This window comes from Bradyrhizobium sp. C-145, assembly GCF_023375135.1.
In the GTDB taxonomy this organism is placed as follows: domain Bacteria; phylum Pseudomonadota; class Alphaproteobacteria; order Rhizobiales; family Xanthobacteraceae; genus Bradyrhizobium; species Bradyrhizobium zhanjiangense.
Genome location: NZ_CP088150.1, coordinates 4,087,782 through 4,100,533 on the forward strand (window position 1 = coordinate 4,087,782; position 12,752 = coordinate 4,100,533).

The window sequence follows — 12,752 nt, forward strand, 5'->3', positions numbered from 1 at the left end:
AAATCGGGTGGCACTGTCCACCGCAGCGTTCTAGGCGATGGCTCGGCCGCCGAGGTGAGACGCCATGCCACCCAACGATAACCGGATCGATGCGCGCGATTGGTCGCTCCTCGCCGTGCTGTCGGTGCTCTGGGGTGGCTCGTTCTTCTTCAACGGCGCAGGCTTACGGGAATTGCCGCCGCTGACGCTGGTGTTCCTGCGCGTTGCGCTTGGCGCTGCTATCCTGCTTCCGCTGCTGCGCGCGCAGGGCATCGGTCTTCCCAAGGGCGCCACAGGCTGGAGGCCGTTCGTCGCGATCGGGCTGCTCAACAACGTCATTCCGTTCTCGCTCATCGTGATCGGCCAGACCTTCATTCCGAGCGGGCTGGCGTCGATCCTGAACGCGACCACGCCGCTGTTCACTGTGGTGGTGATGGCGGCGGCAGGCGACGAGACCTTGCAGATGCGTCGCATGGCCGGGGTGGCGCTGGGCCTTGCCGGCGTGATCATCCTGCGCGGATGGGGTTTCGAGACAAGGCCGGGGCAGGGGCTCGGCATCCTGCTCTGCCTCGGCGGCGCGTTGAGCTATGCCTTTGCGGCGCTGGCGGCGCGGCGATTGCTGAAGGACGCAGCTCCGCTGGGCACGGCGACGTTTCAACTGATGGCGTCGACCGTGATGGTGGCGGTCGTCGCCGGTGTGGTGGAACAGCCGTGGCGCGTTCCGATGCCGAGCCTCACAACCTGGCTTGCGGTGCTTGGCCTTGCCGGCCTGTCGACGGCGCTCGCCTACATCGTCTTCTTTCAGATCCTGCGGCGCTCGGGCGCGAGCAATGTCATGATGGTGACGCTGCTCATTCCCGTCACCGCCATTCTTCTGGGATGGCTGGTGCTGGGCGAGCCGATCTCGATGCGCGAGATCGCGGGCGCAATCGTCATCGGCAGCGCATTGCTCGTGATCGACGGACGCGTGCTCGGTTTGCTGTGTCGCGTCGCGTAAGTTCCCGATCCATCGTTTCACCTCGCGGAAAATCGCGACGCTTGCCAGCGGCAAGCCCGCTTGCGACACTTCCAGCAAAACAAGACTACAAAACATAGGGGAGAGACCAATGCCGGGTCGTCGCAAGAATCTCGCCGCCCTCGCCATGCTTGTTGCCGGAGCGCTCGCCGCGGCACCGGCCTTGGCGCAGAAGAGATACGACCCCGGCGCTTCCGACACCGAAATCAAAATCGGCAACATCATGCCCTATAGCGGGCCGGCGTCGTCCTATGGCGTGATCGGCAAAACCGAAGCGGCCTTCTTCCGGATGATCAACGACCAGGGCGGCATCAACGGCCGCAAGATCAACTTCATCAGCTATGACGATGCCTATTCGCCGCCGAAGGCGATCGAGCAGGCGCGCAAGCTGGTCGAGAGCGACGAGGTCCTCCTGATCTTCCAGCCGCTCGGCACGCCCTCGAACTCCGCGATCATGAAGTACATGAACGCGAAGAAGGTGCCGCAGCTCTTCGTCGCCTCGGGCGGCACCAAGTTCGGCGATCCCAAGAATTTCCCGTGGACCATGGGTTTCCAGCCGAACTACCAGAGCGAGGGTCGGATCTACGCAAAGTACATCCGCGACAACTTTCCGAATGGCAAGATCGCGGTGTTCTGGCAGAACGACGACGCCGGCAAAGACCAGTTCAAGGGCCTGAAGGACGGGCTCGGCGACAAGGCGAGCATGATCATCGCCGATAAATCCTATGAGGTCAGCGACCCCTCGATCGACTCGCAGATCGTGGCGCTGCATGATTCCGGCGCCGACATCTTCTTCTCCTGGGCCGCGCCGAAAGGCTCGGCGCAGGCGATCCGGAAAGTGGGTGAGCTCGGCTGGAAACCAAAGTTCTTCCTGGCCAACACCGCGACCTCGGTCGCCTCGGTGCTCAAGCCCGCCGGGCTCGACTATTCCAAGGACATCATCTCGACGATCTACTTGAAGGATCCAACCGATCCGACCTGGGATAAGGACCCGGCCGTGATTAGCTGGCGCGCGTTCATGGACAAGTATTATCCTGACGGCGACAAGACCAACTCCAACAACGTCTATGGCTATGTTCAGGCCGAGGCGATGGCCCAGGTCCTTAAGCAGTGCGGCGACAATCTCACCCGCGAGAACGTCATGAAGCAGGCCGCCAACCTGAAGAACTTCCACACCGACCTGATGCTGCCGGGCATCATGGTCAACACCTCGCCCGACGACTATTTCCCGATCGAGCAGATGCAACTGATGCGGTTCAACGGGCAGGCCTGGGAGCTGTTCGGCGACGTCATCACCGGCGAGGTCGGCCACGAGCGCGGCCAGTAGTCGCGGCTGAAGATCGAGGCTTAGCCCGCGCTGAGCCGCACGCCCGCACGCAAGAATTTCTGCGGATCGACCGCTTCGCCCTCGATGCGGGTCTCATAATGCAAATGCGGTCCGGTGGAACGGCCGGTCGAGCCGACGAGACCGACCACCTGGCCGATCTTCACGACCTCGCCGACCCTGACGTTGATCTCGGAGAGGTGCCCATAGCGGGTCGAAAGCCCATTGCCGTGATCGACCTCGACCATGCGGCCGTAGCCGCCGGACCAGCCGGCGGAAACCACCTTGCCGTTGGCGGTGACGCGAACGGGATCGCCGGTGGCGGCGCGGAAGTCGAGCCCGGTGTGCATCGCGGGCCGGCCGAGGAACGGATCGCTGCGCACGCCGAAGCCGGAGGTGAATTCGACCTCGCCGATGACGGGCTTGCGATAGGGCACCAGCGCCAGCGTGCGATTGAGGCGGTCCAACTCGGTGCGCGTGGTGTTGAGGCGGTAGAGCTGCTTCTCGAACGGCCCGGCGTTGGGCGTCAATTTGACGGGTACGAAAGGCCCGCCCATCGCGGTTCGCGGTACGGCGGCTTCGAGACTGGCGAGGTTGAGGCCGAGATCGCTGACGACGCCGCGCATCCGGCGCATGCGTGAATCCATGCCTTCCTCGACGGCATTGAGCGCCGCCATCTGGCGCCGCTCGACCTGATCAAGCGAGGTCGTGAGCCGGACCAGGACGTTGTCGAAGCCCTGGTTCTTGGCGAATTGGCTGGTCGGCGGCGTCGCGACGGTCGGCGCACGCGATTCGAGCCGCGCTTCGCGATCCGGCGGGGCCACGAAGATCACGGTGTCGCTGATCGGCGACGGCTTCGGCGTGCCTTGAGTTGCATTCTGGCCGGCGTCACCACGCTGCGGTGTCGCGCGCGGGATCGATCCGGTCACGTCCGGCATGGCGCCGAGCGCCGTGGCCCGGGACTCCAGCGCCGTCTGGCGCTTCATGATCTGGTCGAGCTTCTGGTCGAACTGCTCCTGGTCGAGCAGCTGCCGGCTGGTGGTGCGGTCGACCTTGGCTCGCAGCTCGGCGATACGGTCCTCATAGGCGTACTGCATCTCCGCCTGGCGGGCGATCAGCCGGGTCAGAACGTCGTCGCGGAAGGCGAAATAGGTGGCGGTCGCGGCCGACCACAGCCCGAGCAGCACCACTGTGCCGACCACGATCCAGAACACCACGGGTCCGAAGCGGACCTGCTTGCCGGCATGGACGATGGTATAGGCGTCGTCGGTGGCGGGAAGAGGAATCGCAACCGCCGTTGCGGTGGCGGTAGGACGGCGATGGAAGGCCCTTCCGTGGTCGTGAGGATGATGTAGGGGGTACTGCGAGTATTGGGCAGAACTTTTCGACATCGGCACTCCCGCGCCGGTCGGATGAGTCCGTAACGGCCTAATTGCCGCAGCAATCTGGGCCGGTCATGGTTAATTTTCCGGAAACGGGAACATTCGAATTTGAAGGACTGGTTAAAGACTTCTTGCCGCTGCCAGCACCTCATCGGCATGGCCGTCGACCCGGACATTGCCCCAGATCCTGGCCACTCTGCCATCGCCCCCGACCAGCACCGTGGTGCGAACAATTCCAAGGAAGCGCTTGCCATACATGGACTTTTCGCCCCAGGCGCCATACGCCTCCAGCATCTCGTGCGTCTCATCCGAGATGAGGGGCATGGCGAGCTTGTGCTTGTCGCGGAACTTCTCCTGGGCCTTTAACGGATCGGCGGAGATACCGAGCACGGCGGTGCCGGCAGCCGCAAATGCGTCCGCCAGCCGGGTGAAATCGATGGCCTCCCTGGTACAGCCGGGCGTGTCGGCCCGGGGATAGAAGAACAGCACGAGCTTTTGGCCGGCGTAGTCCGTAAGCGTGACCACGTCGCCGCCGTCGCGGGGCAGGCGGAAGGCGGGAGCCTTCTGACCCTCGGTCAAGGCGGCCTTCGCCGCCCCCGGCGATTTGGAGGAATTTAACTGTTTCGATGGGGCCTTATGTGATCCTGCTTTTGCTACTGTCTTGGTTGATTTGCTCGCCGGCGTCCGCTGTGTTTTCGCGGACCTTGTCTGAGTCGTTGCCCGCGTTTTCACGGGCTTCTTTTTAGCCGTCGGACTGCCGGAGGGCGTTTTGGACGATTTCTTTTGGGATTTCTTGGACATACGCCTTCCTTTCGTCGCTTTCGGCAGGTCAACCAAAGCGGTATTGCAGCTCTCGTCCGGTGTGCCGGAATCGCGCCCTCGGCTGGGCAAGTCTGACGACGCCGGAGTATGGTTACAAGGAATTCCACGCACCACCCCACTGCTCGTTGAACGCGCTTCCGGGGCGAAATGACGAACAGCAGGAATATTCGAGGTATGGCGGCAGTGCCGGCGCGGGGGTCTTCGCTCCCCATCGACGGCTGCGGTCCCGGCGGCGCTCAATCCTATGATGGGCGCCTGTATCGAGAGGCAATGGCAAGGAATAAGTCGCCCCAAGACTACAACCGGGACTTCGATCGGCGCGGCGGTCAACCACAGCCGCAGGAATGGGACGACGCCGATTGGGATCCGGATCAAGAGGAGGCGGCGGGCCATCGCGCGCGCCGGCTGCTGTCGCGCTCCAATTCGGGCTTCCATCGTTTCGGTGACGGATTCAGGTCGTTGCACCGCTGGCTGGGCGGCGGTCGATGGCTGATGCGCTTTGCCATTGTCGTCAGTGCCCTCATCGTCATTTTCGTCGGCTGTTTCGGCGCGCTGTGGTGGCGGCTCGGCGCGGGTCCCATCAATCTCGACATTGCAACGCCATGGCTGGCAGCCGCCATTGAGGACAATATCGGCCACGGCAACACCGTGGAGGTGGGCGGCACGCAGATCGAGCGGGCGGGGCGGGTCCGTATCGCCGTCCGCATCCGTGACATCATCGTCCGCGACCGCGATCACGCCATTGTCGCCAGTGCGCCGAAGGCCGAGGTGAAGCTATCGGGTGCGGGTCTCCTGATGGGGCATCTGCGCGCCGAAAGCCTCAATCTCGTCGATGCCGAGCTTGCGATCCGCATCGCGCCTGACGGCACCGTCACGGTCTCGGCCGGCGACACCGCAAAGCCGCTGGCTACCGGCGTGGCCTCCAAGAAAGAGGCGGGCCTGCCGCCGACATTCCCGCGCAATGGCGTCCCGCCGCCGCCATTCGCCACTCAGCCTGCGAGCCCGGACGCGTCCCAGGCCGCGCCTCAGGCGACCGCACAGAGCGGAATTCTGCAGGGCCTCGACTGGCTCGACAGTTTGAGCATGACCGGCCTCGACGGTCAGAACCTCAACGAGATCGGTCTGAAGAACGGCAATCTGATTGTCGACGACCAGCAGCGTGGGAGCAAATGGTCGTTCGAGAACATCACGCTGAGCCTGCGCCGGCCGAGCCGTGGCGGCGTTACGCTTAGCCTCGGCGAGGAGGGCGCGCGTCCGTGGATGCTGCGCGCCACGATCGGGCCGGTCGAGAACGGCGTGCGCTCGGTCGATATCCGCGCCGACAAGGTCTCGACCTCCAACATCCTGTTGGCGCTGCGGGTCAAGGATCTCACCTATACCGCCGACCTGCCGCTGACGGGCGAGCTGAAGGGCGAGCTCGGCCGCGACGGCGTGCCGACCTTCTTCCGTGGCAAGATCGCGGTCGGCGCCGGCAATATCATCGATACCGACACGCCCGATTATCCGATGGCGATCGATCAGGCCGAGATCAACGTCGAGTGGGACGCGAACCGGCGGGTGCTGGTCGCACCATTCAAGGTTCTCTCTGGCGCCAACCGCCTGACGCTGCTGGGGCATCTCGAGCCACCGAACGGCGCTACCAATGATTGGCAGCTCGGCTTCAGTGGCGGCTCGATCCTGCTCGGCGGTATCGACAACGAGCCGCCGCTCGTCTTCAACCGGATTGCGATCGGCTTCCGTTTCGACACCGACCACAAGCGTCTCTTGCTGACGCAGGCCGATATCAGCAATGGCGAGATCGGCGTCGCCGGCACCGGTGCCATCGACTATTCCGGTGAGCCGCGGCTGACGCTCGGCTTTGCGGGAACGCCGATGTCGGCCTCCGCGCTGAAGCGGATGTGGCCCACATTGATCGTTCCCGAGCTGCGTGAATGGGTGATCGAGCGGATCGAGCGTGGCACGCTCCAGCGCATCGAGATCGGCATCAATTCGCCGACGAAGAACCTGCCGCGCAAGGGCCCGCCGATTCCCGACGACGGCCTGTCGGTCAACATCGTCGCCAGCGGCGTCGCAGTCCGTCCCGTGGACGGCATGCCGGTGGTGCATGATGCCGATCTGAAGGCGCGGGTGACCGGGCGCACCGCGACCGTGAACATCGGGCAGGGCATTGCCGATACGCCCGCGGGCCGCAAGATCACGATCTCCGACTTCACCTTCGAAGTGCCGGACATGGCGCCCAAGCCGTCGCCGTCGCGCACCAAGTTCCGCGTCGAGGGACCCGTTCCCGCCGCGGCCGAAATGCTCGCCAATGATCGCCTGAGCGATCTGTCGTCGACCGTCGTCGATCCCAACACCAGCAAGGGAACGTTCTCGGCGAACATCCAGCTCGGCATGCCGGTCAAGGGCGAGCTGACCAAGGCCGACACCACCTATGCCGTGACCGCCGACCTCAACGGCTTTGCCGCCGACAAGCTGGTGATGAACCAGAAGCTTGAGGCCAACAACCTCAAGATCGTCGCGAGCAACCAGGGCTATCAGGTCAAGGGCGACGTCAAGATCAACGGACAAGCTGCCTCGATCGATTATCGCAAGCCGACTGAAGGCGATGCGGACGTCAGATTGCAGGCGACGCTAGACGATGCCAGCCGCGCGCGTCTCGGATTCGATCTGAGCCCCGCCGTCAGCGGATCGTTGCCGATCAAGCTGTCGGGCAAGATCGCGAGCGGCGCGGACCAGACCACGAAGCTCGGCGTCGAGGCCGATCTGACCTCCGTCAAGCTCGACAACATCCTGCCCGGCTGGGTCAAGCTGCCGGGCAAGTCCGGCAAGGCCAGCTTCAAGGTGGTGCCGACGGCGCAATCGACGCGCCTGGAAGATATCGTCATCGAAGGCGGCGGCGCCTCGATCAAGGGCTCGCTCGAGGTCGACGCGAACGGCGACCTCATGAACGTGAATTTCCCAACCTATTCGCCGTCTGACGGCGACAAGACCTCATTGAAGGCCGAGCGCGGTCAGGACGGCGTGCTGCGCGGCACCATGCGCGGCGACGTCTTTGACGGCCGCGGCTTTCTGAAGTCGGCGATCTCAGGCAATTCCAAGGACGACGGCAAGAACAAGATGAAGAACGTCGATTTCGATATCGACGTGAAGCTCGGTGCCGTCGCGGGTTTCAACGGCGAGGCGATGCGCAGCGTCGACGCGAAGATGTCGAAACGCAATGGCGCCATCAAAGCATTTACGCTGAGCGGCAAGATCGGTCGCGATACGCCTGTTGCGGCCGACCTGCGCGGCGGCCGCGCGCAAGGCAATCGCGAGGTGATCTACCTCCAGACCAACGACGCCGGCGCGCTGCTGCGCTTCACCGACACCTACACCAAGGCGGTTGGCGGCCAGATGGTGGTAGCGATGGAGCCGCCGACATCCGAGCCGAACACGTCGCGCGAGGGTCTCATCAACGTGCGCGACTTCACGGTGAAGGGCGAGGCGCAGCTCGAACGCGTCGCTGCCGGCGCGCCCAACGGCACCGGCAACGGCGTCTCCTTCAGCGCGCTCCGCGCCGAGTTCACACGGCAGAACGGCGCGCTCACGATCCGCGACGGCGTGGTCAAGGGACCGATGATCGGCGCCACTATCGAGGGCTCGATCGACTATCCCGGCAACCAGGTCTGCATGAGCGGCACCTTCGTGCCGATGTATGGCGTCAACAACATCTTCGGCCAGATCCCGCTGTTCGGCATCTTCCTCGGCGGCGGCAACAACGAGGGGCTGATCGGCGTGACCTACGAGGTTGTCGGCACGCCGGCCGCGCCCGTGATGCGCGTCAATCCGATCTCGGCGATGGCACCGGGCCTTTTCCGCAAGATCTTCGAATTCAACACCGGTAAGCAGAACTCGCCGTTCGACGAATTCCCGTCGCAGTCGAACGACGGCTCGACCGGATCGACGCGCCAGCTGTCGAGCGGCTGCAGCCTCGCGCGGCGATAGAAGCGGGGCTCGTTGTAGTTCGTAGCTGATCAGGTTCGATTACAGCCACGACGTAAGGTGGACTCCCTCTCCCGCTTGCGGGAGAGGGCTGGGGAGAGGGTGTCTCCGCAGCGAGATTCCCAATGAGGAGAAAGCCCTCACCCGGCGCTTCGTGCCGACCTCTCCCGCAAGCGGAGAGGTTTAAGAAACCCGCGGCTCAATCGATCGCCTGCTCTGGACTACGCCCCGTCGCCTACGCCGCGCGCACGCCGGCCAGGAACGTGCCGACTTCGCCGGAGAGCTGTTCGGCCTGCTTGGAGAGGCTCGAGGCCGCCGCGAGCACCATGCCGGCGGCATTGCCGGTCTCGTTCGCAGCCGTGCTGACGCCGCCGATATTGGTGGTGACCTCCTTGGTCGCCTCCGCGGTCTGCGAGACGCTACGGGCTATCTCGGCGGTGGCGGCGCCTTGCTCCTCGATGGCGGCGCCGATCGAGGTGGCGATGCGGCTGACCTCCTCGATGGTAGCGGTGATGCCGCCGATCGCCTCCACCGCTTCCTTGGTCGCGCCCTGGATCTGGGCGATCTTGTCGCCGATCTCGCGGGTGGCTTCCGCGGTCTGGCTCGCGAGCGACTTCACCTCGGATGCGACGACGGCGAAGCCGCGACCGGCTTCGCCCGCGCGTGCGGCCTCGATGGTGGCGTTGAGCGCGAGCAGATTGGTCTGTGCCGCGATGCTGGAGATCAGCTCGGCGACATGCTCGATCTGCTGCGCACCATCGGACAGCGCGCGCACGATGGTGTCGGTGCGGCGGGCACTGTCCACCGCGCGTCCGGTGACCTCGGCAGACTGCGCGACCTGACGGCTGATCTCGGTGATCGAGGAGGAGAGCTCTTCGGCTGCAGCCGCAACCGTCTGGACGCGCTGGCTGGCCTCGGTGGCGGCCGAGCCGACCACGGCAGCGCGGCGGTTGGTGCCTTCGGCAGTGGACGACATCGACTTGGCGGTGGCCTCGAGTTCGCCGGAGCCCGAAGCCATCAGGCCGACGAGCTGGCCGACGGAGGCATCGAAGCGGTCGGCAAGCGCGATCAAGGCATCGCGCTTCTCCTGCTCGCTGCGGGCCTTGGTGGCGACCTGCTCAGCCTCCAGGGTGCGTGCCGTCAGCGCGGTTTGCCGCAGCACTTCGAGCGTCTCGGCCATGCGGCCGATCTCGTCGCCGCGGTCGGTCTCCTCGACCACCTTGTCGATGGCGCCTTCGGAAATCTCCTGCATGCGGTTCTTCTGGCGGTCGAGCGCGCCGAGCACGTCGCGGGCGATCAGCCAGGACAGCGTCGCCATCAGCAGCATCAGGCCGATGCCGACGGCGGCCAGCTCCAGCGTCAGCGCGCGCACGTCGGCGTCGATGTCGTCGACATAGAGTCCGTAGCTGATCGTCACGTTCCAGGGCGCGAATTTGCGCGCGAACACGGTCTTGCGGACCGGCTCGGTCTGGCCGGGGCGGGGATAGAGATACGAGGTCACACCGCCTTGCGCGGTCTCGCTGCCGGCCTTGATGATGGCGTCGGCGATCAGCACGCCGTTGGAATCCTTGGCGCCGGTGATCTTGCCTTCGAGCTGCTGATTGGCGCCATTCACGACCAGGGAGGTGTCCTGATTATAGACCACCGGGTAGCCCTGGCCGCCATTGAAGCTCATGCGTCGGCCGCGCTGGTGGAACAAGCCCTTGGCCTCGGCTTGCGTGAGCTTGCCGGCCGTCACCTCCTCCTGGAGCGATTGCGCGTAGTTATAGAGGAGCTCCACCGCGGTCCGCATCTGCTGGACGCGGTCCTCCATCATGCGGCTCTTGCTGAGCACGGCCGATACTCCGATGATGGCCGTGACCGTGAGCGCCGCGAGGCAGACCATGCTGGCGAGCTTGGTGCGGATCTTGAGATGACTCAGCAGCTGCATCACGGCCTCTACGGAATGGTTATTATTGCACGCGTCGGTAGCATGAAGTTCTTACCAATCATGAACGGACGCGTGCGACGTGCTGCCGCTCGCACAGCGTTCGCAGCCGCATGCGCAAATGTGCAGGCGCAACGCGCTTCGCCTGCGCATAGCGCGCCAGATCGCGGTGAGAAATGATGCTGGATTATGGTTATGACCGAGCCTGGCCGGGACAGCGATGAATCGATTCGTTCACCGCATCATCATGTCCGTGCTGCTCGTGGCGGCCCTCGTCCTGATCTGGAACGTGCTGGGCTCGCGGTAGATGACACCGGCGAAGCTGCCGGCGCCATCCGTTACTTGCACGCCAATTGAGCGCGTCAGCGCCGCGCGAACGCGCCGCCGGTCGATTCGCTTTCCTTGCCCATCGCCGCATCGACGCTGACCGAGCCGCCGCCGGCTGCCGAGAGGTAGAGGCAGGCGAAGCAGAACAGGATCGCGGCGGTGCCGCCGTTGAGCAGCGGCAGGAACACCGGCGCTTCGCCCTTGAACATGTGGCCCATGAAGTAGGCGAAGGCCATTTCACCCGAGAGAATGAAAGCCGAGAGGCGGGTGAACAGGCCGAGCATCAGGAGCGCTCCGAGCACAAGCTCAAGCGTACCGGCCGCGTAGATGATCGGCGGAATGTTCGCGAAGTACGGGAGCACCGGAAACTTGAACAGCTTGGCGATACCGTACTGGAACAGCAACAGGCCGGTGATGAAGCGGAACAGGCTCAGGAGAACCGGTTCAAAGCGGGTGAGATAAGGAAAGTTCATTGGTTTGCCCTCCATCCAATGCTGTGACCCAATGCTGCGACTTGGACCGCATTCGGTTCGGCCTCGCAAGCCACCCAGGATGAATTCCGTTCTGACATTTTCGTCATGTCAGACAAAACACCGCAGGCTCGCGTTCGATCCGAATTATTTGCTCGTGTTTGCGTCATGCCCCCCGTAATTGTCCGGTGACGCCAATGAACTCAAGTTACCCCTGAGAAACCTACCGCCGCAAGGCGGGCACGACCAGGAACGGAATCATCCCGAGCACCACGCTCGCAAGTGCGAAGGCGAGCACTGCATTGTAGCCGTGGGTTGCATCATGAATCAGGCCGCCGCTCCAGGAGCCGAATGCCGAGCCGAGGCCGCTGCCGATCGAGATGGTACCGTAGATGGTGCCGACGCGTTTACCCTGGAAGATTCTCATCGCGGTGGCGCTGATCAGCGGGCCGCGCGAGCCCATCATGCTGCCGAAGCAGACGACGAAACCGCTGAGCAGGATGATGTTTGGATCATACTGCAAGAGCCAGAGCAGGAAGATGCCGAGGATCGAGATCGCGTAGCTCAGCAGCACCGACGGGCGGCGCCCGATTAGCCCGTCGAGGGCGGAGACTCCCAACATGCCGAACACCAGCACGACGCCGGAGAAGCCCCAGGCGGTCGCGGCCTGGAGCGGCGGAAAGCCGGCGTCGATCAGATAGGCCACGATCTGCGCGGCGATCGCATACATGCCGACCGCGGTGAAGAAGAAGGTCGAGAACAGCGCCCAGAATGAGTGGTGCCGCATGGCACCGAGAAGCGTCCAGCCGTTGTCGACGAAATCAGGATCGGTCTTCTTCACGACATGCGGCGAGCCGGCAGCGAACAGCCGCCACGGCAGCAGCATGAGCGGCACCAGCAGGCCCAGAGCCGCGAAGCCGAACAGCTGGTAGGTGCCGCGCCAGCCGATGTGATCGATCAGAAGCTGCGAGGCCGGCAGCAGTGCCAGCACGCCGCCGCCCATCGCCGAATAGACCACCGACATCGCAGTCGGCAGGCGGGGCCCGAACCAGCGGCCAAGCAGGATCGAGTTCGGTACGATGCCGATGAAGGCAATGCCGATACCGACGCAGAGGCCGACCGAGAGCTGGAATTGCCACAAGTGCTGTGCGTGCGCCGCGATTAGGAACGCAGCGCCGAGCAACAGCAGCCCGAGCGCATAGACGAGGCGCGGTCCGGAATGATCGAACAGGCGTCCGACGAAGGGCGCGGTGAGACCGCTGGCGAGCCAGGTCAGCGAATAGACCGAGACGATCTGCGCGCGGTCCCAGCCGAAGCTCTCGGAGATCGGCTTCAGGAACACCGTAAAACTGTCGCCGAGCCCGCGGCCCAGCACAGCCAGTGTGAAGCAGAGCGCGAGCACGGTGAGCGCGATGCGCACGGCGCCTTGCGGCGTTACCGCGACGCCATCCCTGTTCGTTTCCCTGTTGGTTTCCCTGGGCGTGTTCTGGTCCATTGCCGGTCAGGGAGCGCGCTTCGGCGCGCC

The 12,752-nt window shown here is 64.3% G+C and carries 8 protein-coding genes; 3 read left to right on the forward strand and 5 right to left on the reverse strand.

Features of this window, described 5'->3' with window-relative positions:
- Window positions 1–64: 64 nt before the first annotated feature.
- Both LRP30_RS18990 and LRP30_RS18995 read left to right on the forward strand, forming a co-directional pair.
- Entirely contained in the window at window positions 65–976 is a 912-nt protein-coding gene (locus LRP30_RS18990; protein WP_249761343.1) for a DMT family transporter, read from the forward strand.
- 109 nt (window positions 977–1,085) lie between these two features.
- The gene (locus LRP30_RS18995; RefSeq protein WP_128956711.1) at window positions 1,086–2,321 is read left to right on the forward strand and encodes an ABC transporter substrate-binding protein; all 1,236 of its coding nucleotides are present in this window, start codon (window positions 1,086–1,088) and stop codon (window positions 2,319–2,321) included.
- 20 nt (window positions 2,322–2,341) lie between these two features.
- On the opposite strand, the gene LRP30_RS19000 is transcribed toward LRP30_RS18995, so the two are convergent.
- Both LRP30_RS19000 and LRP30_RS19005 read right to left on the reverse strand, forming a co-directional pair.
- On the reverse strand, window positions 2,342–3,709 hold the full coding sequence (locus tag LRP30_RS19000) for a M23 family metallopeptidase (RefSeq protein WP_249761344.1): 1,368 nt from the start codon (window positions 3,707–3,709) through the stop codon (window positions 2,342–2,344).
- A 111-nt stretch (window positions 3,710–3,820) separates the two neighbouring features.
- Window positions 3,821–4,501, reverse strand: a complete 681-nt coding sequence (locus tag LRP30_RS19005) for a peroxiredoxin (RefSeq protein WP_249761345.1) — start codon at window positions 4,499–4,501, stop codon at window positions 3,821–3,823.
- Between the two features lie 195 nt (window positions 4,502–4,696).
- Between LRP30_RS19005 and LRP30_RS19010 the strand changes: the two genes are divergently transcribed.
- The gene (locus tag LRP30_RS19010) at window positions 4,697–8,506 is read left to right on the forward strand and encodes a DUF3971 domain-containing protein (protein WP_249761346.1); all 3,810 of its coding nucleotides are present in this window, start codon (window positions 4,697–4,699) and stop codon (window positions 8,504–8,506) included.
- A 232-nt stretch (window positions 8,507–8,738) separates the two neighbouring features.
- On the opposite strand, the gene LRP30_RS19015 is transcribed toward LRP30_RS19010, so the two are convergent.
- From LRP30_RS19015 to LRP30_RS19025, 3 genes are all read right to left on the reverse strand, one after another.
- Window positions 8,739–10,433 (reverse strand): methyl-accepting chemotaxis protein, encoded by a 1,695-nt coding sequence (locus LRP30_RS19015; RefSeq protein WP_249761347.1) that lies wholly within the window; start codon window positions 10,431–10,433, stop codon window positions 8,739–8,741.
- Window positions 10,434–10,792: 359 nt separating this feature from the next.
- On the reverse strand, window positions 10,793–11,230 hold the full coding sequence (locus LRP30_RS19020; RefSeq protein WP_249761348.1) for a DoxX family protein: 438 nt from the start codon (window positions 11,228–11,230) through the stop codon (window positions 10,793–10,795).
- A gap of 220 nt (window positions 11,231–11,450) precedes the next feature.
- The gene (locus LRP30_RS19025) at window positions 11,451–12,722 is read right to left on the reverse strand and encodes an MFS transporter (RefSeq protein ID WP_249761349.1); all 1,272 of its coding nucleotides are present in this window, start codon (window positions 12,720–12,722) and stop codon (window positions 11,451–11,453) included.
- Between the last annotated feature and the right edge of the window lie 30 nt (window positions 12,723–12,752).